This window comes from Arthrobacter sp. LjRoot14 (assembly GCF_964253905.1).
Lineage (GTDB): Bacteria > Actinomycetota > Actinomycetes > Actinomycetales > Micrococcaceae > Arthrobacter.
In genome coordinates this window covers 3141936-3167124 of record NZ_CAXURL020000001.1, presented here as the reverse complement: position 1 = coordinate 3167124, position 25189 = coordinate 3141936, and the positions used below count along the sequence as shown (strand labels likewise).

The window sequence follows — 25189 nt, the reverse complement described above, 5'->3', positions numbered from 1 at the left end:
GCGACTGATTCGGGCCGAGCCAGTCGTCACAGAATGCAGCAGCGCCCCCACGCATGTGTAAAGCCGCAGGTCGCTGTGGCAATTCCATTTGATTCTATGGTGCACCAAATTGCCCGTCCACAACGGGGAATATGCCACCAGCGAAAAGCGCTGCACGCATGGTTCGGACCGCAAAAAATGGATTCCGACGGCGTTCAGGAACCTCCCAGCCAACGTCCGCTTTAGCTTCAGTCTGAGGGTCCATAGTTAAAGGCAGACAAGGACGAAAGGAAGTCTAATGACTGAGAACCCAGCACAGGGTGGATCGCCTGAGAACAGGGGTCCGGAAAAGCCCCGGGATGGCTGGCCGGCGCAGCCTCCTCATGCGGACACCCAGCCGCTGGATGCGGCGCACCGGGCGCAGCCGCAGTCAGCGGAGAAGCCGGCCGGAGACTCAGACCATGACAACCCGACCGTCCGGCTGGATCAGGCACGGTCCGACAATGGACAGCTGCACCCCGGCGCGGACGGTGCTCCGCAGCCCGTTTATCCGCAGCACCAGCCGTTCTACGGTCAGCAGGCCGGTGCTTCCACCCAGCATGGCGCCCACGGAAGCGGCACGTACTCAGGTGCCGGAGCCCCCCAGGCCAGTGGCCCCTATCAGGCCAACCAGCACCACCAGGGCAGCATTTATGCCTCGGACCCCGCGAGTGCCCCGAAGCGGAAAGCTGCCTTCGGGGTGGGAACCCTGGTGGCCAGCATCCTTGCCGCCGGCCTCGTGGGCGGCGGCGTAGTGGCGGCCAGCGACGCCTTCCTGAACAACGGTTCCACGTCTGCCGTCAGCGGTACCGGCAGCCAGCCCGGCACCGTGATCGTGAACAACAAGGACGACGTCAACGTCATCACTGCTGCTTCGCTGAAAGCGTCGCCGAGCGTTGTGACCATCAAGGCGACGAGCGGAAGCGACGGCGGCACCGGCTCGGGCATTATCCTCGACGACGAGGGCCATATCCTGACGAACACCCACGTGGTGACCTTGGACGGCAAAACGGCCAACGCGACCATCGAAGTCCGCACGAGTAATGGCAGGGTCCTCACCGCGAAGATCGTGGGCACGGATCCCCTGAGCGACCTGGCTGTCATCAAAGTGGACAACGCGTCCGGGCTGACTCCGGCAACCCTCGGTGACTCCGGCAAGCTGAATGTGGGCGACACCGCCATCGCCATCGGCTCACCCCTGGGCCTGACGGGCACCGTCACCGATGGCATCGTCTCCACCCTGAACCGGACCATCAGCGTGGCTTCTTCTGCCGCGCCGAAGGACGGAGCGGACGATTCGCAGAGCAATGGCGAGGGCGGCTTCCAGTTTGCGCCGCCGGACGGCGGCCAGAGCCAGAACGCCTCGAACCAGGGCTCCATCTCGATCAACGTTATCCAGACCGATGCCGCCATCAACCCCGGCAACTCCGGCGGCGCCCTGGTCAACAGCAAGGGTGAAGTCATCGGCGTGAACGTGGCCATCGCCTCGGCCGGTGGTGACTCAAGCTCCAGCACGAGCGGCAACATCGGCGTGGGCTTCAGCGTTCCCATCAACCACGCCAAACGCGTGGCCCAGGAGATCATCGATAACGGCAAGGCGACGCACGGCCAGTTCGGAGTCAGTGTCAAGGCGAAGTCATCGACGTCGTCAAGCTCTTCCTTCTCGGTGGGCGCCGAAGTGGCCACGGTGGAGTCCGGTTCCGCTGCTGCCAAGGCCGGGCTTAAGGTGGGCGACGTCGTCACGAAGTTCAACGACCTCACCATCAGCGATCCCAACCAGCTGACAGCAGCGGTCAGGGAACAGCCTGCGGGCGCGTCTGTGAAGGTCACTATCCAGCGCGGGGGCCAGGAACAGCAGGTTGACGTGACGCTTGGCGCGGCAGCGGAGCAGTAAGGTCCGCATTACGTGCCGAGCAAAGGGCAGGACACGCCCCGGGCACGCAGTAACCCGACCGTGGAGGCGGGGACACCGGTACGGTGGTCCCGCCTCCACGGTGTTAACCCGCGGTCCCGAGGCCGACCTGACACAGGCGTTAACGGGACGGCGCGGGTGCCCCGCTATATGGTTAGCTTGGATCTACCCGCACCCCGGGGGAGATCCGCGGCCATAACCTCACCCGGCTGGCTATCCACAAGCATGGAAGGCTGCTGTACAGAAAGTGGAAGAGACATTGAAGATCATCGTTCTGGTCAAACATGTGCCAGACGCGCAATTGGACCGTCACCTCAGCGACGAGGACAACACCACCGACCGCGCCGATAGCATCCTGTCCGAGCTGGACGAATACGCCCTGGAAGCTGCACTGCAACTGACCGAGGCCCGCGGCGGAGCCAAAGCCGGCAACCAGGTCATCGCCCTCAGCATGGGTCCGGCGGGCGCCGTTAACGCCATCAAGAAATCACTCCAGATCGGCGCCACCGAGGGCGTACACCTCCGTGACGACGCCCTGGCCGGATCCGACGCCGCTGCAACCTCCCTGGCGCTGGCTGCAGCCGTCCGGCACCTCGGAGCCGACAGCCCGGTGGACCTGGTCCTGACCGGCATGGCATCCACCGACGGCGAAACCTCCCTGGTGCCCGCGCAGCTTGCAGAGCGGCTTGACCTCCCGCAGGTCACGTTTGCCTCCGAACTCGAAGTTGACGGCGGCCGCGTCATCGCCCGCCGCGACAGCGACACCCACTACGACACCGTCGAGGCAACACTGCCCGCCGTCGTGTCCGTGACCGACCAGATCAACGAGCCCCGGTTCCCCAACTTCAAGGGAATCATCGCGGCCAAGCGCAAGACGATCACCACGCTCACGCTCGCGGAGATCGGTGTGGACCCCGCACAGGTGGGCAAGGCCGGTTCCTGGACCGAAGTGAAGACGGCGGCTCCACGTCCGCCGCGCACCGCTGGCACCATCATCACCGACGAAGGCGACGCCGGCATCAAGCTGGTGGACTTCCTGGCCGCCCAGAAGCTGCTCTAAGAGGATCCCCGACATGGCAAAAGTACTTGTATTCATTGACAACCCCGGCCAGGCCCTCAAGAAGAGCAGCCTCGAACTTCTGACAATCGCCCGCTCGCTGGGTGAGACGGCCGTCGCCGTGAACGGCGCGCTGAACGACGACGTCGTAGCCGCCTTGGGCGCCCAGGGTGCCACGGCCGTCTTCCGTCCGTCGTCCGAGGACCTGGACGCCTACCTGATTGGTCCCAAGGCCGCCTACCTTGCCGGTGCCGTTGCGGCTTCAGGCGCCACCACTGTGCTCCTGGAGAACTCGTTCGACGGCAAGGAGATCGCAGCCCGGCTGGGCATCAAGCTCGGCGCGGGTGTCATTACGGACGTCGTGGGCGTCGAAGCGGACGGCACTGCCCACAAGTCCGTCCTGGCAGGCTCCTATACCACCACGGCCAAGGCCACCACGGCCGTTTCCGTGCTGACGGTCAAGCCGAACAGTGTCACGCCGGAACCCGCCGCTGCGGCAGCGAGCCCGGAAGTCCTCACCGTTGACGTTCCGGGCTCTGCCACGGCCGGCGCTGCCCGCATCACTGGACGCAAGGACAAGCCCGCCAGCGGCCGCCCGGACCTCACCGAAGCCCGGATCGTGGTGGCAGGCGGTCGCGGCGTGGATGGCGACTTCGGCCCGGTGGAGGAGCTTGCCGACGCCCTTGGCGCTGCCGTGGGTGCGTCCCGCGCCGCTACGGACGCCGGCTGGATCGGCCACGATGCGCAGGTGGGCCAGACGGGCAAGACCGTTTCCCCTCAGCTGTACATTTCGGCGGGCATCTCCGGCGCGATCCAGCAGAAGGCCGGCATGCAGACCGCCAAGGTCATCGTTGCTGTCAACAAGGATGCCGAGTCGCCCGTCTTCGAAATTGCCGACTTCGGGATCATCGGGGACCTCTTCCAGGTCCTTCCGCAGGCGACTGAAGAGATCAAGAAGCGCAAGGGCTGATGATTTGAGCACCAACGCTACGGCGCAAAGCCCGTTCAATCCGGAACACCACCGGGTTGAGCGGGTCCTTTGTTTTACCGCCCACCCGGACGACGTCGACTTTGGTGCCGCCGGAACCATCGCAGCCTGGACCGGGGCGGGGGTTGAGGTCAGCTACTGCATCATGACCGACGGCGATGCCGGCGGCTTCGACCCCGCGCAGCGCGAAGAAATAGTGGCCATGAGGGCCGAAGAGCAGCGCCGCGCCGCCGCACTCGTCGGCGTGACGGACATCCACTACCTGCACGAACGGGACGGCTATCTGGAGCCCACGCACGAGGTGATGAGGGGAGTGGTGAAGCTGATCCGTGAGATCCGGCCCGACGTCGTTCTTTCCATGCATCCTGAACGCAACTGGAACCGCATCCAGAAGAGCCACCCGGATCACCTGGCCGTAGGCGAAGCCGTCACCCGGGCGGTTTATCCCGCCCTGGAAAACCCTTTCGCCTACCCCGACCTTGCCGAAGCGGGCCTGGCGGCCTACAAGTTACCTTGGCTGTGGTTGTTTGCCGGGCCGGAGGAGCGGGAAAACCACTTCGTGGACGTCACAGCCCACGTGGACAACAAACTCGAGGCCATCCACGTGCACGCCAGCCAGCACCCGGACCTCGAAGCGATGGACCGGACGGTCCGGGGGCTCATGCTGGCTACCGGCGAACGGGCGGGAATGCCCTCCGGACACAGCGCCGAGGCCTTCCACGTGGTCTCCGTTAACGGCCCGGGGACTATTGCGGGCTTCTAGCGCTGCGCCCGCGCAGGACTAGCTGAGCCGTGCTGCCGCGTAGGTCTTGATCCCCTCGAAAAGGTAGGGAGCCAGGCCTGCGCGGCGCTTGTCGTAGAAGGCAGTAAACCGGGGGTCCTCGACGTACATGCGGCCCAGGCCGACGTAGCCTTCGGCGTCCGGGGTCCAGCTGGCGCAAACCCACTTATAGTGCCGGTCGACGACGGCCTGGACTTCCGGCGCTGCCGCCTTCAGGCCGGCATCGAAGCAGTGCGCCAGCTCCTCGTTGATGTCCTGTGCTTCCTGCATGAACGCCTTTTTTGCGGCGTCGCTCATCGCGGCGTGACGTGCTTTGCTGTCTTCAACGGCCTGGTCGCCCCAGCGCTGCCGGGCCTCTTCCTCGTACGGGTTGTTGTCGAAATCTTTGAAGATTTCCTCGGCGGACATGGTGTCTCCTTGTCTTAGCGCTGTCATGGTGGCATCTACGGTGGCGGCCATCCGGCTGAGGCGGTCGCGTTCAGCCAGCAGCCACTCACGGTGCACTGCAAGTGCGTCCAGCTGGCTGGTTTGTCCGGCGAGGACCTCGGCGATGGCTTCGAGGCCGAGGCCAAGTTCGCGAAGCAGGCGAATCCGCTGCAGCCGGAGCAGCTGCTCCTGGGCGTAATATCGGTAGCCGTTCTGCCCGGTGTAAGCGGGATCCAGGATACCCAGCTGGTGATAGTGCCGGAGGGTGCGGGACGAGACGTTGCTCAGCCGCGCAACCTCGGCAATGGACCAGCCGCGGGGCTCCTTCTGCTTCATGCTTCCATCGTAAAAGTTGACGTTGTGTCAAAGTCAACACTCGTAGCGGTGAATCGGGGTAGTGCTTAAAGCCCGCGGCCTGCCGGTGCACGCCAGTGTGGCGGCACCGGCAGGCCGGTTTGGAAAACAGCGTCCCGCTAGGCTCCGAGCGGAGCCGCGGCAACCGTCGGCAGAGTGGGCGACGCCGAACCGCCGACCGGTTCAACCGTGATGCCCAGTGCCGCCGCCGAATGAATGCCCTTCACGACGGCCGGTTTGGACAGTGCCTCCGCGTCCATGAGCCCCTGCGAAACCGGAGCGGAACCGTCCTTGGGGATCAGCCACATCTGGTACACCTTGCCGGCAGGAGGAGCCGGGACGCCGTTCATCTTGACCACGACTGCGTCCTTGGAGGTCGAAATGGCCACGGTGGCCGTGCCTCCGCCACTGACATCGACAGTTGCCTCCCGGACATCCTGGGCCTGGAGCACCTGGTTGAGCGGATCGTTCTGGTTGGCCACGTATGCGCCCACTCCCACTCCACCCAGGGCGATGACAGCGGCCGCTGCCACGCCCACCAGCCAGTTGCGGAGCCCCGGTGCCCGGCGACGCTCTTCGCGGCGCACGCGGGCCGCACCGAGTTCATCGGCGACTGGAGCCCGGCCCGGTTCCTGCGCATGTCCGTGGAACGGGGGAGCAGCTGTGGGCATGGTGCCGGGCTGTGCCGGAAGCTGGCTCCGGGACTGCGCGGGCAGCTGTGCCAGGATGCGGTCGAACAGCCCGGCCGGCGGTTCCTCCTCGGCAGTAAAGGTAACGGCCAGCGTTTCGCGTCCCTGCCGCACACGCTCATCGAACGCCTCCCGTTCCGGCGCCGGCGCGGCCGAGATGTAGTCCTCAATGGCAGAACGTTCGGCGGGGTCCACGGCGTCCAAGGCATACAATTCCGCCAGTTCCACCGCGCGGCCGGCGGCCAGGTCCGCGGCGATGTCATGGGCAAACATTCCGGAGGAACGGCTGCTGTTCGGTTGGTTCATGTCGGTCATCTCAACTCACCCCCAGACAGGTCTTCAAACGGATCAGTCCATCGCGGATGCGGGACTTGATGGTGGGCACGGCGGCGTTCAGTTTCTCCGCGACTTCGCGGTACGTCAGCCCGCCGTAGTAGGCCAGCCGGACGGACTGCTGCTGGGTCTCGGTGAGGGTATCCAGACACCTGACCACGGCCTCGGCTTCCAGCCTGCTTCCGACCTCGTCCGAGACGGAGTCATGGTCAATCTCCTGGCTGCTGGCCCCGTACTTGGCCTCCCTGTCGGTTGACGACTGGGAGGACCTCACCTTGTCCACCGCCCGGCGGTGCGAAATAGTCATCAGCCAGGCCAGCGGGCTGCCTGCCTCCGGATTGAACTTTGCCGCGTTCTGCCAGACCTGGAGGAACACTTCCTGGGTGGTGTCCTCACTGAGCTCGGGGTCGATCAGGACGCGGCGGGCCATGCCGAACACACGCCGCGACGTCAATTCGTAGAACTCCGCGAAGGCCTCTTGGTCCCCGTCGGCGATTCGAGCCAGCAGGTCGCCAAGCCGGCGGTTCACGTCGGCCGAAGTGCCAGGGGAAGCAGTGGCCTCTGGGTTTGGGGCGTTGGGAGTTTCCATCACTCCCAAGCATAAGTCGATCCCGGCCGATCTTTTGTCAGCAGGGGCGCTGGGAACGTCGCGGTGGGTCTCCGGGCGCCGGGCCTGGTACCGGCGGACCTGCAATGTAGTCACCTGCCGCTCCTCGCAATCCTGTGGTTGGGCCGGGTTGGCCTCTACAGGTAATTCGGAGTGCATGCACCGATGGATGGGCGGCGATTTCTGCAAATTGGCGGGCTGCCGGCGCGGGGGAGCGGAAGCCTCCGGGCGCTGCCGCGCTAGAGCTTGGCGCCGGCGAAGCCGTTTTGGCGCCAGGCCTCAAAGACCGCGATCGAAGCCGCGTTGGCTAGATTCAGGGACCGCAGGGACGGCAGCATCGGAAGCCGCACCCGGGACGTCACATGCGGATCGTGCTTGAGTTCCTCCGGAAGTCCCACAGATTCCGGTCCGAAGAGGAGGACGTCGCCGGCGAGGTAACTGATGTCCGCATAGGAGGTTTCGCCGTCGGACGTGAACGCGTAGACGCGCTCAGGCTGCAAAGCCTCCCAGGCGGCCTCGATGCTTTTGTGCACCGTCACGACGGCGAGGTCATGGTAGTCCAGGCCGGCGCGGCGAAGCTTGGCGTCGGAAAAATCAAAGCCCAGAGGCTCCACCAGGTGCAGTTCGGCGCCTGTGATGGCAGCCAGCCGGATGGCGTTGCCCGTATTGCCGGGAATTTCAGGAGTGTGGAAGAGAATGCGGAACACCGTCCCATCCTAGCCACTTCGGGCCTTAGTGCATTCCCCGGAGCAGCCTGGCGAGGACGGGGACATTGACCGTGTTGGGGGCAGGCCCGGAGCCCAGGAACTCCTTGAGCCCGCGGACCAGTCCGGCCCCGTTGACCACCTGGACGGTTTCATGCCCGCGGTGCGAGCGCCGGTGGTGGTCGATCACCGGTTCATGGAGGTTGCCGTCGGGACTGTGGATGACAGTCCACCCCGTCACGTTGAGCTCCGGGAAGATGTCCTGCATGCGCCGCACGATGTGCGCCAGCTGCGGCGGCGCAATGGCCCGGCCGCCGTGCGTGAGCGTGCTTCCGTTCCAGGCGTAGGCACCCTTGGGAAGCAGCATGGATCCGACCAGGGCCAGCCGGTAGCCGGACAGCAGCGCATGGTCGATGTGGCTGTTGTCCGCGGGCGACTGCAGCCCGTTGATCAGCCTTGCCGCGGGAATGGCCGGGAGGATCTGCCTGCTGATCAGCTGGACGGTCCGCATCTCCCGCTGGATCCGGGCTTCCGCTCCGAAGATACCCCGTTTACGCGGCATGCCGTGGATCTGCCGGGCCGCAAGCTCCTCCGGAATCAGCGGCACGTTGCCGGACTCCGGATGCTCGAACGGCGGGACGTACACCGGCGGATCGCCTGCTGTGTTGCGCGGCGTGTTGGGCCGGCGGACGGTTGCCGATGCGCGGCTTCCGGCTGGTGGCGCATCGAAATGGGCGCCCTCCGTGGCTGTCGCGCCGGGGGTCCCGTGCGCGTACGAGCGGTCGTAGGCGGCGCGCCGCTTCGGATCTATCAGCGTCTCATAAGCCAGCGTCACCTGCCGGAAGACGGCGGCATCCCCGCCATGGTCGGGATGTGCCCGCCGGGCAGCCTTGCGGTAAGCCACTTTGATCTCTTTGTCCGTCGCCGTCACAGGAAGACGAAGGACCTGGTAATGGGAGCTGCTGCCCTGGGTCAAACACTGATCCTTTTCTTTTAGGTTCCAGTCCACTCAGGCAGTCCGGTCCGCCCAGTTTAACCGTGCATAGGCTCAACGTCCGCGCCCACAGCCAGGGTTCCCGCTGCTGGCATAATTCAGCGCATGATCATCGCCGTTGCCATTAACCCCCGGGCTTCCTTCGGCGGCGCACAGCGCACCGGCGACACGGTGGTCGCCTACTTTCGCGCCGCCGGGGCCCGCGTGATCGTGCTGCGGAAGGCCAGCTATGAACGGCTGGCAGCTGCGGTGGGCAAGGTGCTGGCTTCAGGCTGCGATGCGCTGGTTGTTGTGGGCGGTGACGGCATGGTCCACCTGGGCATCAATGCGCTCGCCGAGTCCGGTGCCCCCTACGGCACGGTGCCGCTGGGTATCGTTCCCAGCGGCACCGGGAACGACATGGCCCGGGCCCTGGGTCTTCCCTTGAATGACACAGCTGCTGCCTGTGACCGGATATGGTCCGCAATGGAGGCGGGCGGCCGCCTCATCGATGCCGGGCGGGTTACCGGCAACGGCACAAGCCGCTGGTTTGCCGGCGTTGTCTCCGCCGGGTTCGATGCCGCCGTTAACGAACGTGCCAACTCCTGGCGCTGGCCCCGCGGCAGGAGCAGGTACAACTTGGCCATGCTCCGCGAACTTGCCACCTTCAAGGCCATCGACTACACGGTGACGGCTGACGGGGAAACCTGGCGGCAGGGAGCCATGCTCATCTCGGTGGCGAACGGTCAGTCCATCGGGGGCGGCATGAAAGTTACTCCTGACGCCGTGCTGGACGACGGATTCCTGGATCTGTTCATCGTCAAACCACTGTCCCGCCTGCGGTTCCTTGCCGTCTTCCCGAAGGTCTTTTCCGGCCGCCATACCGGGCACCAGGCAGTGCACATCCGGCAGGTCCGACGGGTTGAGCTTTCGGCGGGAGGCGTAGTTGCGTATGCCGACGGCGAGAGGGTGGGCCCGCTGCCGCTGACCGTGGAGGTGGTCCCCGCTGCCATCAGGGTGCTGGCCGCGCCGTGACGACATGCCGGCCGGACCGTCTAAACTCTTGCGGAGGACCGGCCGGAGAGTGCCGCCGGCAGACCGTACGTGGGGGCAATGTGCAATCGACGGACAGGGGACCCGCTGCGGTCCGGTCGCGAAAAGTACCCGGGGCAACCAGGGGGAAAGTTGTGGCGCTGATCCTGGCCGTAGCGGCGGCCGCCGTTGCCGGATGCAGCGTGGGCGTCCCGGATCCTGCCGCCCCGGGTGACGTCCGGACCACGCCCGCGCTTGCAACACCCACCATTACCCCGGGCTACGATGCGGCTGCGGTGGCGGCAAAGGACCTTCCGTTGACGGCCGGAGGCTCGCTGGCCCCAGGAGTTGCCGTCGGCCTTTCCGACGGACTCCGCGAGGCGCCGGGGTGGAAGACCATCAAGGAGAACGTGGCGGGGGAGAACCGCTACCTCAAAGCCGACGGATGCGTGGTCTCGGCGCGGGTCCGCGTGAATCAGACAGCGCTTGCCGTGGCCGGGGATGACAGGGCCTCCACGGCTGAACTGTTCAAATATCTGGATCCCACCATCCTGCCCGGCTACCTGAAGACCGACACCCTGCGCTGGGGCGGTGAGCCGGACAAGCCCGGGCCACGGGCGGAAGTGCTCGTCTTCGAGGGTGGATCTGCGCCAGGTGGAAAATCGAACGCAGTGCTGGCCCGGCTCTTTGCCACAGCGGGTTCGTCCGTCTTCATCTCGCTCTCGTGTCCTGACCCGGCCGCGCTCGCGGCGGCCCGGGCGGACGTGGCGGAACGACTGGTGGTTGTTCCGCCCACGAACTGAGCTGAGCGGCTGAGCTGTGCGACTACGGCCTGCGGGAACTGCGGGGTGACAGCCGGTTGAGGGCGAGCGCGCCCACGAGCAGGCCGAAATCGCGAAGCGCGACGTCAAAGAAACTGCCCAGGAGCAGCAGGTTGATGATGATGCCCAGCAGCCACACGGCCACGAGTATCGATCCGAAACGCGGCCGGACTGCCACCGCGATGCCGGCCGCCACTTCCACGACGCCGACGATGTACATGATCGTCTGGGCGGGGAGCGGCACCACCGCCGTTGCCGCGGGCGCCAAATACACGGTCCAGTCGGCCAGGATGTTGGTGAATTTGTCGAGGCCGAAAATGATCGGTGCGACCGTGAACACCGTGCGAAGCAGCAGGAACGCCTGCCTGCCCGGTTCCGACGCCAGTACGGTGCCCGGCGCGTTCAGTGCAAAGGAAGATTTCATGACAGCTCCTTCTAAAAGTAGGTATTCTGATTTTAGAAAACTTTGAGTAATTAAGCAATGAATCTTGTTTTTAGAGTTAGGGTGTTCCATGCGCAGACTTCCCTGGACCCGCCGGATCGTGGCCGTGGCATCGCTGGGCGATGAAAACCGCCGGAAACTTTTCGGATTTATCGCCGCTTCATACCGTCCGGTGGGACGCGACGAAGCGGCCGCTGCGCTGGAAATGCCGCGAAGCACGGCGTCGTTCCATCTGGACAGAATGGTGCAGGACGGCGTCCTGGCCGTCGAATTCCGCAAGCTCGGCGGCAAGGCCGGGCCCGGCTCCGGGCGACCGGCAAAAATGTACCGGCTGGCGCAGCCGGAAGTGGGGGCGTCCGTTCCGGACCGCAATTACGATCTCGCCGGTGAACTGATGGCCACCGCCATCGAACGGTCGAGTGGCGCCGGAGAACCTGTCCGGGAAGCTCTGTTGGCCACCGCGTATGCGAAGGGCCTGGCAATGGCGGAGGGGAGTCAGAGCCTCGAGGAATTCCTCTCGGCGGAGGGCTACATGCCGAATCCCGACGGAGACGGAGGCTTTGCGCTTGAAAACTGCCCGTTCCACCGGCTTGCAGACGGCCACGCGGAGGTGGTCTGTGCCATGAACGGCGCATTCCTCTGCGGCGCGGCCGCCGGGTGCGGTGTTGAGGAAAGCCGGATAGCAGGGAACGCAACACCCGGCCAGTGCTGCGCCAGGGTTACGCCGCCCTGATTGCCGGAGACCGTTTGGGCCGGCTCGCCAGCAGGACGCCGGCTATGACAAGCAGGCCCCCGATCGCCTGGGGCAGGCTGACCGGAATGCCCATCACGACCGTGATGGCTGCCGTGAACACGACGATCAGGTTCAGGTAATTGCCGGCGGTCGCCGGTGCCGTCGTTTTGAGTGCGAGGTTCCAGCACAGATACGCCCCCAGCGAGGGGAAAGCGGCGATGTACGCGATCGACCAGCCCTCTGCTGCGGTCGAGGGGAATCCGGCTCCACCTGCAATCGCGACCGGAGCTAGGAAGGCGGTTGCCATCACCACCTGCACAGCCGTGGCCGCAATGGCCGGCAGCCCAAGCCGGCGGGAAATGATGGTGTAGAAGCCCCACACTGTGATCGCCCCGATCATCAACAGTTCGCCAAAATTGAAGGTAATGCTGAACACCCGCTGCAGTTCGCCGCGGGTCAGTACCAAGAGCACGCCGGCGAGGCCCAAAGCTATGCCCAGCCAGCCGAAGACGCCGGGCCATTCGCCGAGAATGAAAATGGCCATCACTACGATCAGCGCCGGATTAGCGGCAGTGATCAGCGAAGCATTGAGCGCCGAAGTGTGCTGGAGGGCAACATAAAGCAGCAGGGTGTAGCAGCCCATGCCCAGGACGCTCAGGAGCAACAGCACCCGCCAGCGGCCCAGGACAGTGCGCCAGTCCGGACGTTCCACGAAGTGGGCCAGCGCAACGAGCGGAAGGGCGGCCAGCGCCCACCTCCAGAAGGTGAGTTCGAGCGGCGTCATGGTGTTCACGGCGGCCTGCCCCACCACGAGGTTGCCGGACCAGAAGAGGGTGGCCAGCACCAGGTATATCGAGGCTTTCACCGCTCGAATCTACACCGGCGCCTGAGCGTGCGGGGTGGCCGCGGCTAGAATTGGGTTGTGTCCGTCTACCTCGATCATGCCGCCACCACGCCTATCGCCGCTGAGGCATTGGCGGCCCTCACCCGCGAACTCGCCCGGACCGGGAACCCGTCGTCGCTTCACGGCTCGGGACGACGCGCCCGCCGTTCGGTGGAGGACGCCCGGGAGTCGATTGCTGCCGCAGCCGGTGCCCACCCCTCAGAGGTGATCTTTACCTCGGGCGGCACGGAGGCTGACAACCTGGCTGTGAAGGGCCTGTACTGGGCGCGCCGCGGCGAAAATCCGGCGCGCACGCGGATCCTTTGCTCCGCCGTCGAACATCATGCTGTCCTGGACACCGTCGAGTGGCTTGAACGGCACGAGGCGGCGGAAGTGTCCTGGCTGCCTGTGGATTCCAGCGGCGTTGTTGACCTTGATGTGCTGAAGTCCGAGCTCTCCCGGGATCCGGAGTCCATCGCCCTCGTCACAGTGATGTGGGCCAACAACGAGGTGGGCACCATCCAGCCGGTGCACAAAGTGGTTGAGTTGGCCCATGCCGCGGGCGTGCCGGTCCATTCCGACGCCGTCCAGGCCTTCGGTTCCGTGCCGGTGGACTTCCGGGGCAGCGGGCTGGATGCCATGTCCGTCTCCGGTCACAAGATCGGCGGCCCCGTGGGCGTCGGCGCCCTGCTGCTTGGCCGCGCCGTGAAGCTGACGCCGGTGCAGCACGGCGGCGGCCAGGAGCGCGATGTCCGCTCCGGGACGCTGGACACGGCGTCGATCGCGGCCTTCGCCGCTGCGGCGGAAGCTGTGACCAAGGACCTCCCGCAGGAGGCTGCCCGGATCGCCGGGATGCGGGACAGGCTGATCGCGGGCGTACTGGAGGCCATCCCGGATGCCGTCCTGCGCGGAGCTTCGGGGGGCGGCCGCCTCCCCGGCAACGCGCACTTCACTTTTCCTGGTTGTGAGGGCGACTCCCTGCTGTTCCTGCTGGACCTTGCGGGTGTGGAGTCCTCCACAGGCTCCGCCTGCACCGCCGGTGTGCCGCGGCCTTCGCACGTCCTCCTCGCCATGGGCCTGGACGAGGAGACCGCGCGGGGCGCCCAGCGTTTCTCCCTGGGCCACGCTTCAGTGGAGGCCGACGTCGACGCGCTCCTGGCAGCACTGCCGGGTGCCTATGAACGGGCCCGCCAGGCAGGGATGGCAGGGCACGAATCAACCATCCAGACGGCCGCGACGGTGGCCCGTCAGTCCGCCAGGAGCTGATCAAGCGCGACTGCGGGATCGGCCAGACGGCCCGGCTTGATGGTTGCCCGGCTGGAGATCAGGGCCTTGATGGCTTTCTGCGTGCGCGGAATGTTGACGTTCATACCGGCCACCACCCTGCCCTCATGCTGCCAGAAGGCGATGAATTCCTTGCCTGCCAGCGTGCCCCGGATGACCGGCTCGGCGCCCGCCGCCAACGTGGGGAAGCCCGAGTACTCCATGCTGATGTCGTACTGGTCGGTGTAAAAATACGGAATCGTGTCCAGCGTTGCCTCGTGTCCAAGCATGGATTTCGCGGCGACCTTGCCGCCGTTGAGCGCATTGGACCAATGCTCGCTGCGGTGGTGCTGCCCGGTGAACGGATGCAGGGCGTTGGCTACGTCCCCTGCGGCGAAGATGTCAGTAGCGCTTGTCCGCAGGGAGGCGTCTGCCAGTATTCCGTTGTCAATGGCCAGCCCTGCCGCCTCCGCGAGCGAAATGTCCGGAGCGACGCCCACGGCCACCACCACTACATCAGCGGGCAATATCTCTCCTGATCCGGTGACCACCGCTGTGACGCGGCCGGAATCGCCCCGGAGTTCAGCTGCGGTTGCGCCCAGGCGGAACCGGACACCGTTGGCTTCGTGGAGCGAGCGGAAGAACGTGCCCAGCTCAGGTCCGACCGCGGCGGCCAGCGGGATGTCCTCAAGCCCGAGCAGCGTCACCTGGTTGCCGTAAGCGGTGGCCGCAGCCGCAAGTTCCATTCCGATCCAGCCGGAGCCGATCATCACGACGTTCTTTCCGCCCGGCAATAGCTGCTCCCGGAGGCGGCGGCTGTCATCCAGGGTCCGGAATGTGGCCACGCCGTCGAGCCCGCTCCCCGGCAGCGGGATGCGCCGGGGGAGTGCGCCCGTGGCCAGCAGGAGTGCGTCATAGTCCAGGGAGCCACCGCCGCTGAGATGTACCGTGTGCGGGCCGGGGTCGACGGCGGCGACCGTCACGCCCAGGCGGAGGTCGACGTCGTTCTCGGCGTACCAGGCGTCCGGTGCCACCGGGACGGCGTCCTCTCCCGCTTTGCCCAGGAGGTATTCCTTGGACAGCGGCGGGCGGAGATAAGGGTGGTGCAGTTCGGCGCCGATGAGGCTGATCCGGCCCCGGTAGCCTTCGCTGCGCAGGGTGCGGGCTGCGGTGGCGCCAGCCAGGCCCGCGCCGGCGATCACGATGCTTTCGATGGTGCGTCCGACAGTCATGATGCCGCTCGATTCCGGAAATGCCGGCGCCTCCTGCCGGCTGGCTCTAAAAATAGTAATCCTGACAATAGAAGCCGCGGGCATGGCAGTCAAGGGGTACTGAGGTGATTTCCGGGCACCCTTTGGCGAGGCAGTAGAATAGATGCGCATGCAGTGTGTCCGCCGGTGCGCAATAGGCCGGCCACGAGCGCGCTGCTGCAGCACCATGAAAACCTCCCCCCTAAAGAAAGCCAGCATGCGAGTTCTTGCAGCCATGAGCGGCGGAGTCGATTCCGCCGTTGCCGCCGCCCGCGCCGTCGAGGCCGGACACGACGTCGTCGGTGTCCACCTGGCGTTGTCCCGGATGCCCGGAACACTCCGTACCGGCAGCCGCGGGTGCTGCACCATCGAGGATTCCCGTGATGCCTGGCGCGCCTGCGACGTACTGGGCATCCCGTATTACGTGTGGGACTTTTCCGAGCGGTTCAAGGAGGATGTGGTCCAGGATTTTATTGACGAATACGCCGCCGGACGCACCCCGAACCCCTGCATGCGCTGCAACGAACGCATCAAGTTTGCTGCGCTGCTCGAAAAGGCGATCGCACTGGGCTTCGACGCCGTCTGCACCGGCCATTATGCCAAGGTGATCACCGATGCCGACGGAAACCCGGAACTCCACCGCGCAGCCGACTGGGCGAAGGACCAGAGCTACGTGCTGGGCGTGCTCACCCACGAACAGCTGAAGCACTCCATGTTCCCGCTCGCGGACACGCCGTCCAAGGCCGAGGTCCGCGCCGAAGCGGAACGCCGCGGGCTCTCTGTCGCCAACAAGCCGGACAGCCATGACATTTGCTTCATCCCGGACGGCGACACGGCCGGCTGGCTGGCCGAAAAGATCGAGATGACCACAGGCGACATCGTGGACGAGTCCGGCACGAAGGTCGGCGAGCACCCCGGTGCCAACGCGTTCACCGTTGGCCAGCGCCGGGGACTCAAGCTGGGCACCCCCGCCGCCGACGGCAAGCCGCGGTTCGTCCTGGAGATCCGGCCGAAGGAGAACAAGGTGGTGGTGGGACCGGAAGCGCTCCTGGCCATCGACGAGATCCGCGGCATCAAAGTATCCTGGGCCGGACTTCCGATTGCAGAGGTCGCCACCGGCGAAGAGTTCGATTGCCATGCCCAGGTCCGAGCCCACGGGGACCCTGTCCCGGCGACGGCCCGCATGGAACAGCTGACGGACGACGACGGCGCGGAGCGGACCAACCTTGTGGTCACGCTGGCCACTCCGCTGCGCGGAGTAGCTCCCGGACAGACGGTGGTGCTATACCAGGGCAGCCGGGTCCTGGGGCAGGCCACCATCGATACAGCGCGCTCGCTGCAGCGCGCGGCCCTCTAAAAGGCCGACTTTACCCGCCCGCGGCGCGCGCCGCCGTAGTCAATCATGCCCGCGACCGCAATAATTGAGGCCTGGGGAACCAGACTTGATGCAGACCGCCCCTTCACCAGGTGAGGCTGCAAAGTTGAGGAAAGCGGGCCCGCTATGGTCTCTGCAGCGCTCGGAATCGGGCATGGCCTCGAGATGGTCGCGCTTACTGCGCTCGCCGAGGGCCCCTTCACCCGCAAATCAGGAAAGCCGCTCACCACCAGCGTTAGGGTTCCCGTTGAGAGGCTCGTCGACGGCCCGGTTGGAGCACGCCTGGCGCTGCGGGTGCGGGCCCCCGGAGCCGAAGGGCCGCGGCCTATTTCCCTGTCAGTCGACCGTAACGAATGGTGCATCGACGACCAACCCGCACCGGCCGGGCTCGATGAGTTGCTGGCCGACAGCCGGTTTTTGGCCCAACACGTCTACGCGGTGGCGACGGCCACTCTCCAGGCCTTTGAATTCACCTTGGGCCGCCGGATGGGCTGGGCGTCGGGCCACCGACTAGTGATCAGCGTCTATGACAAGATCCCGTACGCCTCTACCGGCTACGACCGCGAGCGCGGCCTGATCCGGTTTGGGCACAGAACCGACGACCGGTCCAAGCGGTCCGTCCCCCTGGCCCTTTATCACGACCTTGTGGCCCATGAAGTGACGCACGCAGTCCTTGACGGTTACCGGCGCCTGTGGACGGACCGCGACGCGTTGCTTGACGGCTATGCCATGCACGAATGCATAGCGGATCTCGTGGCAATGCTGAGCGTGTTTTCATCGCCCGAACGGGTGGAGCAACAGTTGTCAGTGGCCGTTCCGGGCCCGGACGGCAGGCGGAGCGGCGTACCCGCCCGGAACATGGAAAAGGAAGTCCTGGCGTCCGGGCTCTTCGGGCTGGCGGACGGACTGTTCTCCCGCGGCGCCGCCCGTCGGCCGCTCGACATGGACGTGCCATTCGAGTGGCGGCTGGATCCGGAACCACACCGGCGGGGCGAGATCGCCGTGAAGGCGGTGCTGGACGCCGTCGTCAAACTCTGGCTGCAGCGGCTGGAAAAGCCGGGCGGCCGCTCGAGCCGCTACCAGGTGGCCGAAGCCGGGGCGAATCTTGGACACCAGATGCTGGGGATGGTGCTGCGGGGGCTCGCCTACATGCCGCCGGTGGACCCGGGCTGGGAAGACCTGCTGCGCGGAATCCTCGCAGCCGATGCCGTGCTGGTGCCGACGGACATGATGGGGTACCGGCAGGCCGTGCGCGACGCCTTCTGGGACATTGACCTTTCCACGGAACCCGATGAACTCCTGGACGGGCTGAAGCATCTTCGCGACCTGCGCTACCCGGTCCGGTTGTCTGCGCTGGCCGCCGATCCCGAGGAGGTCAACCGGTTCATGTGGGAAAATCCGCGGTTGATCGAGGCGGCCGGCATCGACCAGAACACGAGCACCATTGTGAGCCGGGTGCGCCCCAGCACGCGCGTGGGGCCGGATGGATTCGTCGTCTCCGAAATCGGGGCCTCCTACGTGCAGTCAGTCACCATGTCGAAATCCGAAGCAAGGAACAAGCTTGGCCTCCGGGTGGACAGCGAGTACTACACAGTCCGTGGCGGGGGACTGCTGCGGTTCGATGAGGGCGGGAGGCTGTGTTTCGCCGCGCTCAAGCCGGTCATGGACGCGGAGTGGCAGCAGGAAAAATTGGAAACCATCAAACGGGAAGCCGGGGTAAAAGTGCCGACGGCAACGTTCCACCCGGAGGATGAACGCCGGGAGTGAGCCTCCGTCGGCTTTCCCCTCCGTCAGCTTCCCCAGGGAGCCTTGCGTGCCGCCGTCGAGCCTTCGAGCTGGGCCACCTGGTCGAACCCGCCGGCCCGGAGGCCTTTGCTGACCAGCTTGAGCAGGTCCGCCCTGCCCAGGGTGCCGTCGCCGGTGACGGCCTTGATGAAGTTGTAGGTGAAGGCGCCGTTGTAGCGGCCGTCGAGGAAGGCATCGGCGGCCGTCTGGTCGGCGCGGCAGGCAGCCAGGAGGACCGGTTTGACGCCCCTGCCGGCCTTGACCAGGTCGCGCAGTGCCCTGGTTTCGCTGAACTCGGTGGCGGCAACGCCGCGGGCTGTCGGTGCCGGCAGGAAGCGGGGGCGCCGCCCGGGCAGGAGGTCCAGTGATTTCAAGCCGGTGCCGCTGTGGCAAGTGTCCAGAACTACGTCCATGAGCACGCCGTCAGGCAGCCGGGCAAAGAGGGTGAACAGTTCATCGTCCGAAATGACGGTGCCGGGGTCCCACGAATCGCCGGTGTTGTTGATGTCGTAGCAGGCGAAGGCCTCGTCAAGCCGGTCCGCCTCGTCGTCGCTGGTGTCCGGAATCTGCGTTCCGTGGCTGGAGAAAGTGAAGACGATGTGCTGCAGTTCGCCTGCGGCGGCGCGGTCCATCATCGAATTGAGCTGCGCCATCACCTGCTCCTTCGTGGCCTGGGAATCCAGCAGCACCGAGATCTCCGAGGGGGCGAACCCATATTCGGCCTGCAGCAGTCCGGCGAGGTCCCGGGCGTCGTTGGCGCAGCCCTGTAGCCAGCTGGATTTCGGCAAATGGTGAAATTCGTTGATCCCTACACAGAGGGCGGCTTTGCTCATGATGTGTTCCTTCAGCCGGGTAGGGCAACTCTATTCCCGGGAAGGAGGCTCTTCAATGGCAATCACCGAGGACGTTTCGCAATCGTTCGGCCGGAGGCTGATCCGGGCCGAATCCTGAAGAAAACGATAGTTTTGCCCCAATCAGGTAAATTTTGTGTCTCATCTCACAGGTTGTAACGATTCATGGCGCCGTCGTCTGATTGAATCGTGTGGTCAGGACAACGTCCCGCCCACCGAGTCCAACTGATCCAGTTGCGCGGCGGCACGCGTGTACTCATCGAACAGAAAGTCCACAGATGGCAATGAACAAAAAGGCCCTGCACAGCGCTATCGCGCTCGCGGGTGTTTCCGCGTTTGCACTGACAGCCTGCACAGGTCCGTCCGGCGGCGGCGGAACTTCCACCGGCAGCGCCGGAGGCGGAACCATTACGTACGGCACCACAGACAAGGTCGTTACCCTCGATCCTGCGGGCTCGTACGACGCCGGTTCCTTCATGGTGATGAACCAGATCTACCCGTTCCTGTTGAACGCCAAGCCCGGCACTGCGGACGCCACCCCCGATATCGCAGAGTCCGCGGAATTCACGAGCCCCACGGAGTACACCGTCAAGCTCAAGTCGGACCTCAAATTTGCCAATGGACACGCGCTCACATCCTCGGACGTAAAGTTCTCCATTGACCGCGTGGTCAGCATCGCGGACGACAACGGACCGGCCTCGCTCCTGGGCAACCTGGAGTCGGTCACCGCCAAGGACGACTCCACGGTGGTCTTCAAGCTCAAGGCCGGCAATGACCAGGTCTTTCCGGGCGTCCTTGCTGCCAATGCAGGACCCATCGTCGATGAAGAGGTCTTCCCGGCGGACAAGCTGATGAGCGACGACGAAATCGTCAAGGGCAAGCCGTTCGCCGGCCCCTACACGATCGAAAGCTACAAAAAGAACGAGCTTGTGAGCCTGAAGGTCAACCCGGATTACAAGGGCCTCCTGGGCAAGCCCGCCAATGACGGCGCGAGCATCAAGTATTACGCCGATTCGAACAACCTCAAGCTCGACGTCCAGCAGGGCAACATCGACGTTGCCGGCCGCAGCCTGACCGCTACCGACGCCGCTGACCTCGAAAAGGACTCCAAGGTCACCGTCCACAAGGGGCCCGGCGGCGAGCTGCGCTACATCGTGTTCAACTTCGACACCATGCCGTTCGGTGCGAAGACCGCTGAGGCGGATCCCGCCAAGGCGCTCGCTGTCCGCCAGGCCATGGCGAACGTAGTTGACCGCGACGCCATCGCAACCCAGGTCTACAAGGGCACCTACCTGCCCGCGTACTCCGTGGTCCCCGACGGGTTCGTCGGAGCCATCCAGCCGCTCAAGGAAATGTACGGCGACGGCAGCGGCAAGCCCAGCCTGGACAAGGCCAAGAAGGCATTCTCCGATGCAGGTGTCACGGCTCCGGTCAACATCAAGCTGCAGTACAACCCGGACCACTACGGCAAGTCCTCGGGCGACGAGTACGCCATGATCAAGGAGCAGCTGGAGAAGTCCGGCCTCTTCAAGGTGGACCTGCAGTCCACTGAATGGGTGACCTACTCCAAGGACCGCACCAAGGACGTCTACCCGGTCTACCAGCTTGGCTGGTTCCCGGACTACTCGGACGCGGACAACTACCTGACCCCGTTCTTCGTACCGGGCAACTTCCTGAAGAACCACTACGAGAACCCGGCCGTGACCGACCTGATCACCAAACAGCTCACCACGGTTGACAAGGCAGAGCGCGAGAAGGTCCTGGGTGATGCCCAGACGGCAGTCGCCAAGGATCTCTCCACGCTGCCGCTGCTGCAGGGCGCCCAGCTTATGGTCGCCGGAAAGGACGTCAAGGGTGTTGAAAAGACCCTGGACGCGTCCTTCAAGACCCGTCTTGGCGTAATTTCCAAGTAGGGCCAGTTCCCCATCCGGTCCTGACCAGCCGAAAAGGCGGGGCGCCAAGGCGTCCCGCCTTTCGTGCTGAGGCAGGGCAACAGATTCCGGGACTCACGAGGCCGCCGGAAGCACACATTTAGGTACCAATGACAACACTTATCGAGGCGCCGCCAACCGACGCCGACGGCCTGCTGCCGTCAAAGAAGAAGTCGTCCGGCGGGGGACTGGGCCAATACATCCTGATCAGGTTCCTCCTGATCTTTCCAACCATCCTGATTCTGGTCACGATGGTGTTCTTCCTGATGCGGATCACCGGTGACCCGATTACCGCCGCGCTCGGCGGCCGGCTTCCGCCCGAGCAGCTTGCCGAAAGGATCACGGCGGCAGGCTACGACCGTCCGATCCTCGTGCAGTACTTCGAGTACCTCGGGCAGTTGCTGACCGGCAATTTCGGCACGACGCTCTCTGACAACCGCCAGGTCACGGAGATGCTGACCACCTACGGTTCCGCCACCCTTGAACTGACCATCAATGCGTTGCTGGTCGCACTGCTGGTGGGCATCCCGCTCGGCATGATCGCGGCGCACCGCCGCGACAAAGCACCCGACGCCGTACTGCGCATCTTTGCGATCCTTTGCTACGCAACGCCGGTGTTCTTCTCCGGGTTGCTCTTCAAGCTGACCTTCTCCGTATGGCTGGGATGGCTCCCGGTTGCCGGACGCGCCAAAACGTCCAGCGAACTGGAACTCACCTCGCTGCAGGCCCCCACCGGCATCTACTGGCTGGATGCCGTCCGCAGCGGCAACATGGCAGCACTCGGCGACGTCACGGCCCACGCCGTGCTGCCGGCCCTCGCCCTCGGTCTGTTGACGGCCGGCATCTTCCTGCGATTGGTCCGCACCAACGTCATCGGCACCCTCGGCAAGGACTACGTGGAAGCAGGCCGTTCACGCGGCGTCAGCGAATTCCGCCTGGTGACCAAGCACGCCTACAAGCCTGCCCTTATCCCCATCATCACCGTGATGGGCCTGCAGATCGCAGTTCTGCTCGGCGGCGCGGTCCTGACCGAAACAACCTTTGAATGGAAAGGCCTGGGCTTCCAGCTGGCCACCTACCTGACGGCCCGTGACTTCGTGGCCGTCCAGGGCATCGTGGTTCTCCTCGCAGTGATCGTGGCCGTGACCAACTTCATCGTGGACATTGTCGCCGCGCTGATCGACCCCCGCGTGAGGTACTGACATGAGCACCGATTCCCTGGCGACTACCTACAAGGATCCGCGGGCCTCCTGGTTCCGCCGCCTGCCCGTCGTCTCACACTTCAACAAGAGCGTCGGCCTGCAGCGCGGAATGCTTGTCACCGGGCTCGTCCTGACTGGCATCTTCCTCCTTACCGCCATTCTTGCGCCGCTCATCGCCCCCTACGGCTTCTCGCAGATATCCGACGCCGACGGCGGGTTCCCCGCCCAGCAGGCACCGGGCGGAAAGCACCTCTGGGGCACCACCGTGGGCGGCTACGACGTCTTCTCCCGGGTTGTCTGGGGCGCCCAGACCGCCGTCATGGTGATTGTGGTGGCCGTGGTCATGTCCATCTTCATCGGCGTGGTCCTGGGCCTGGTCAGCGGCTACATCGGCGGCTGGCTGGACCGCATCCTCGTGGTGATCGCAGACGCTGTCTACGCCTTCCCCTCACTCCTGGTTGCCATCGTGATGGCCATTGTCATCAGCGGCGGCAGGTCCAGCCTGTGGGGCGGCATTGTGGCCGCGGCAATTTCGATCACCGTGGTGTTCATCCCGCAGTACTTCCGGGTGATACGCGCGGAAACCATCCGTCTGAAAGCCGAACCCTTCGTGGAATCCGCAAAGGTGGTGGGGGCGTCGAATGTCCGGATCATGAGCCGGCACATCTTCAAGAACGCCACCCGCACCCTGCCGCTGATCTTCACACTCAACGCCTCGGAAGCCATCCTGACGCTTGCAGGCCTGGGCTTCCTGGGCTTCGGCATTGAACCGACGTCCGCCGCAGAGTGGGGCTTCGACCTCAACAAAGCCCTGGCGGACACCACCTCCGGGATCTGGTGGACGGGCGTGTTCCCCGGCCTGGCAATCGTGCTGACAGTCCTGGGGCTGACGCTCGTGGGCGAAAGCATCAACGACCTCAACGATCCGCGGCTGCGCGGCCGCAAGAAGGCCGTTTCCGGCAAGGGCGGGCCGGACTCCACCCCAGCGGCGCAGGCAGCGCACCAATCAGAAGTGAGTAGTTCATGAGCACCAACATCGACAGTCGCGGCACCGGGCCCGTCCTCGACATCGACCACCTGAGGGTCACGTTTGCCACCGACGCCGGAGACGTTTACGCCGTCAAGGACGTCAGCCTTGAGGTCAATCCGGGCGAAGTCGTGGCAATCGTCGGCGAGTCCGGTTCGGGCAAGACGGTAACCGCCAAAACGATCCTGGGGCTGCTTCCGGAGACGGCGATCAGTTCCGGCGCTGTCCTGATCAACGGCAACAACGTGATCAGCGTCAGCCCGGCCAAGCTCCGGCAGATCCGCGGCCGGGACGTCGCCATGGTGTTCCAGGAACCCTCCACGGCCCTGAACCCCGTCTTCACCGTGGGGTGGCAGATCGCCGAAGGCATCCGCGCCCACGCCCACGGCAAGGGCGGGCGGATATCGGCAAAGGAAGCTAAATCCCGGGCCATCGACGCGCTCCGGAAAGTGGGCATCCCGGATCCCGAAAACCGCGTTGATTACTATCCCCACCAGTTTTCCGGAGGCCAGAAGCAACGTGTGGTCATTGCGGCCGCGCTTGCCCTCAACCCGGGACTGATCGTCGCCGATGAACCCACTACAGCCCTTGACGTCACGGTCCAGGCGGAGATCCTCCAACTGTTGAGGGACCTGCGGGATACGTACGGCACCTCGATCGTGCTGATCACCCACAACATGGGAGTGGTAGCCGATCTTGCCGACCGGGTGGTGGTGATGTACCAGGGCGACGTCGTCGAGGAGGCAACCGCCAAGGTCCTGTTTGCCGAGCCGAAGCAGGAGTACACGCGCAAGCTCCTGGCCGCTGTTCCGCACCTGGGCAGGAATTCCGCCTCCCAGGGCATGACCGTGCGGGCCCACCAGGACCGTAAGGTCCTGGTGGAAGCCAAGGGCCTGACCATCGAATACCCCGGCAGGCTGGGCAGTCCCGGCTTCAAGGCCGTGGACGGCGTGAGCTTCACGCTGTCCGAAGGTGAGGTATTCGGTCTGGTCGGTGAATCGGGATCCGGAAAGACCACCACCGGACGCGCCATCGCGGGCCTCAACCGCACCACGGGCGGCAGCCTGAAGGTGCTGGGCTACGAGATGCTGAACCTCAAGGAACGGACGTTCAAGCCGCTCCGGAAGGAGATCGGCTTCGTGTTCCAGGATCCGGCCGCCTCCTTCAACCCGCAGCTGACCATCGGTGACTGCGTTGCCGAACCGCTCATCATCCACAGCAATCCCACGCCCGCCCAGGCGCGGAAACGCGTGGGTGAACTGCTCGAATCGGTGCAGCTGCCGGCGGCGTACGCTGACCGGTTCCCGCACGAGCTCTCCGGCGGGCAGCGCCAGCGCGCGTCGCTGGCCAGGGCGCTCATCCTGAACCCGAAGCTGCTGATTGCCGACGAGCCCACGTCGGCGCTGGACGTTTCAGTCCAGGCCGTGGTGCTGGAACTGTTCAAGGACATCCAGGCAGAGTTCGGGTTCGCCGCGCTGTTCATCAGCCATGACCTCGCGGTGGTGGACATCCTGTCCCACTGGGTTGGTGTGCTCTACAAGGGCAAGCTCGTGGAACAGGGGCTTGGCACCCAGGTGATGGGAACTCCCCGGCATGACTACACGCGCCGGCTCATCGCATCGCTCCCCGTGCCCGATCCGGATGAACAGGCCAGGCGCCGGGAAGCGAACCGGGCGCTGCTCGCCGGCTAGTTCCGTTCCGTGGTGGAAATGCCCGCTGTCCAGGCCGGACGGCGGGCATTTTCGTCCCCTG

At 65.1% G+C, this 25189-nt stretch carries 23 protein-coding genes; 14 read left to right on the top strand and 9 right to left on the bottom strand.

The genetic code is table 11. From position 1 onward, the window contains the following. The first annotated feature begins 277 nt into the window (after positions 1-277). The 4 genes from ACSQ12_RS14260 to ACSQ12_RS14245 all read left to right on the top strand — a co-directional run bounded on the left by ACSQ12_RS14260 (position 278) and on the right by ACSQ12_RS14245 (position 4738). A complete protein-coding gene (locus ACSQ12_RS14260; protein WP_436065816.1) occupies positions 278-1912 on the top strand; it encodes a trypsin-like peptidase domain-containing protein in 1635 nt (544 codons plus the stop codon). Between the two features lie 277 nt (positions 1913-2189). Continuing rightward, positions 2190-2990 (top strand): electron transfer flavoprotein subunit beta/FixA family protein, encoded by an 801-nt coding sequence (locus ACSQ12_RS14255; protein WP_436065815.1) that lies wholly within the window; start codon positions 2190-2192, stop codon positions 2988-2990. A 13-nt stretch (positions 2991-3003) separates the two neighbouring features. Beyond that, positions 3004-3957: an electron transfer flavoprotein subunit alpha/FixB family protein gene (locus ACSQ12_RS14250; protein ID WP_209743438.1), complete on the top strand. Its 954-nt coding sequence runs from the start codon at positions 3004-3006 to the stop codon at positions 3955-3957. 4 nt (positions 3958-3961) lie between these two features. After that, complete coding sequence (locus ACSQ12_RS14245) at positions 3962-4738, top strand: PIG-L deacetylase family protein (protein ID WP_209743440.1); 777 nt, start codon at positions 3962-3964, stop codon at positions 4736-4738. 18 nt (positions 4739-4756) lie between these two features. Here the strand turns inward: ACSQ12_RS14245 and ACSQ12_RS14240 are convergent, their stop codons facing one another. From ACSQ12_RS14240 to ACSQ12_RS14220, 5 genes are all read right to left on the bottom strand, one after another. Further along, positions 4757-5518, bottom strand: a complete 762-nt coding sequence (locus ACSQ12_RS14240) for a MerR family transcriptional regulator (RefSeq protein ID WP_436065814.1) — start codon at positions 5516-5518, stop codon at positions 4757-4759. Positions 5519-5655: 137 nt separating this feature from the next. Next, positions 5656-6540 carry an anti-sigma factor gene (locus tag ACSQ12_RS14235; protein WP_209743444.1) on the bottom strand — a complete coding sequence of 295 codons (885 nt, stop codon included), beginning with the start codon at positions 6538-6540 and terminating at the stop codon, positions 5656-5658. A gap of 1 nt (position 6541) precedes the next feature. After that, the gene (locus tag ACSQ12_RS14230) at positions 6542-7147 is read right to left on the bottom strand and encodes a sigma-70 family RNA polymerase sigma factor (RefSeq protein WP_209743446.1); all 606 of its coding nucleotides are present in this window, start codon (positions 7145-7147) and stop codon (positions 6542-6544) included. A gap of 257 nt (positions 7148-7404) precedes the next feature. After that, positions 7405-7872: a tRNA (cytidine(34)-2'-O)-methyltransferase gene (locus ACSQ12_RS14225; protein ID WP_436065813.1), complete on the bottom strand. Its 468-nt coding sequence runs from the start codon at positions 7870-7872 to the stop codon at positions 7405-7407. Positions 7873-7897: 25 nt separating this feature from the next. Beyond that, positions 7898-8845 (bottom strand): J domain-containing protein, encoded by a 948-nt coding sequence (locus ACSQ12_RS14220; protein ID WP_436065812.1) that lies wholly within the window; start codon positions 8843-8845, stop codon positions 7898-7900. 123 nt (positions 8846-8968) lie between these two features. On the opposite strand from ACSQ12_RS14220, the gene ACSQ12_RS14215 reads away from it, so the two are divergent. Then, positions 8969-9877, top strand: a complete 909-nt coding sequence (locus ACSQ12_RS14215) for a diacylglycerol/lipid kinase family protein (RefSeq protein WP_436065811.1) — start codon at positions 8969-8971, stop codon at positions 9875-9877. Positions 9878-10029: 152 nt separating this feature from the next. Next, complete coding sequence (locus ACSQ12_RS14210) at positions 10030-10677, top strand: hypothetical protein (protein ID WP_436065810.1); 648 nt, start codon at positions 10030-10032, stop codon at positions 10675-10677. Positions 10678-10699: 22 nt separating this feature from the next. On the opposite strand, the gene ACSQ12_RS14205 is transcribed toward ACSQ12_RS14210, so the two are convergent. Further along, positions 10700-11119 carry a hypothetical protein gene (locus ACSQ12_RS14205; protein WP_436065809.1) on the bottom strand — a complete coding sequence of 140 codons (420 nt, stop codon included), beginning with the start codon at positions 11117-11119 and terminating at the stop codon, positions 10700-10702. Between the two features lie 88 nt (positions 11120-11207). Between ACSQ12_RS14205 and ACSQ12_RS14200 the strand changes: the two genes are divergently transcribed. Further along, a complete protein-coding gene (locus tag ACSQ12_RS14200; protein WP_436065808.1) occupies positions 11208-11870 on the top strand; it encodes a helix-turn-helix transcriptional regulator in 663 nt (220 codons plus the stop codon). Here the strand turns inward: ACSQ12_RS14200 and ACSQ12_RS14195 are convergent. Beyond that, complete coding sequence (locus ACSQ12_RS14195) at positions 11857-12735, bottom strand: DMT family transporter (RefSeq protein ID WP_436065807.1); 879 nt, start codon at positions 12733-12735, stop codon at positions 11857-11859. The genes ACSQ12_RS14200 and ACSQ12_RS14195 overlap by 14 nt on opposite strands. Positions 12736-12792: 57 nt before the next feature. Here ACSQ12_RS14195 and ACSQ12_RS14190 point away from each other — a divergent pair, with 57 nt between their 5' ends. Further along, positions 12793-14019 (top strand): cysteine desulfurase family protein, encoded by a 1227-nt coding sequence (locus tag ACSQ12_RS14190; RefSeq protein ID WP_436065806.1) that lies wholly within the window; start codon positions 12793-12795, stop codon positions 14017-14019. Here the strand turns inward: ACSQ12_RS14190 and ACSQ12_RS14185 are convergent. Next, entirely contained in the window at positions 14001-15248 is a 1248-nt protein-coding gene (locus ACSQ12_RS14185; RefSeq protein ID WP_436065805.1) for an NAD(P)/FAD-dependent oxidoreductase, read from the bottom strand. The genes ACSQ12_RS14190 and ACSQ12_RS14185 overlap by 19 nt on opposite strands. Positions 15249-15483: 235 nt before the next feature. Here ACSQ12_RS14185 and mnmA point away from each other — a divergent pair, with 235 nt between their 5' ends. Further along, the gene (gene mnmA, locus ACSQ12_RS14180) at positions 15484-16623 is read left to right on the top strand and encodes a tRNA 2-thiouridine(34) synthase MnmA (protein ID WP_209743462.1); all 1140 of its coding nucleotides are present in this window, start codon (positions 15484-15486) and stop codon (positions 16621-16623) included. Between the two features lie 144 nt (positions 16624-16767). Further along, a complete protein-coding gene (locus ACSQ12_RS14175) occupies positions 16768-18408 on the top strand; it encodes a hypothetical protein (protein WP_436065804.1) in 1641 nt (546 codons plus the stop codon). A 23-nt stretch (positions 18409-18431) separates the two neighbouring features. Here the strand turns inward: ACSQ12_RS14175 and ACSQ12_RS14170 are convergent, their stop codons facing one another. Beyond that, positions 18432-19259 carry a caspase family protein gene (locus tag ACSQ12_RS14170; RefSeq protein WP_209743466.1) on the bottom strand — a complete coding sequence of 276 codons (828 nt, stop codon included), beginning with the start codon at positions 19257-19259 and terminating at the stop codon, positions 18432-18434. Positions 19260-19555: 296 nt separating this feature from the next. On the opposite strand from ACSQ12_RS14170, the gene ACSQ12_RS14165 reads away from it, so the two are divergent. From ACSQ12_RS14165 to ACSQ12_RS14150, 4 genes are all read left to right on the top strand, one after another. Beyond that, positions 19556-21190: an ABC transporter substrate-binding protein gene (locus ACSQ12_RS14165; protein WP_436065803.1), complete on the top strand. Its 1635-nt coding sequence runs from the start codon at positions 19556-19558 to the stop codon at positions 21188-21190. A 128-nt stretch (positions 21191-21318) separates the two neighbouring features. Beyond that, positions 21319-22410 carry an ABC transporter permease gene (locus tag ACSQ12_RS14160; RefSeq protein WP_209743470.1) on the top strand — a complete coding sequence of 364 codons (1092 nt, stop codon included), beginning with the start codon at positions 21319-21321 and terminating at the stop codon, positions 22408-22410. Position 22411: 1 nt separating this feature from the next. After that, positions 22412-23437 carry an ABC transporter permease gene (locus ACSQ12_RS14155; protein ID WP_209743471.1) on the top strand — a complete coding sequence of 342 codons (1026 nt, stop codon included), beginning with the start codon at positions 22412-22414 and terminating at the stop codon, positions 23435-23437. Then, positions 23434-25128: an ABC transporter ATP-binding protein gene (locus ACSQ12_RS14150; protein WP_436065802.1), complete on the top strand. Its 1695-nt coding sequence runs from the start codon at positions 23434-23436 to the stop codon at positions 25126-25128. The genes ACSQ12_RS14155 and ACSQ12_RS14150 overlap by 4 nt, the downstream gene beginning before the upstream one ends. The last annotated feature ends 61 nt before the right edge of the window (positions 25129-25189 follow it).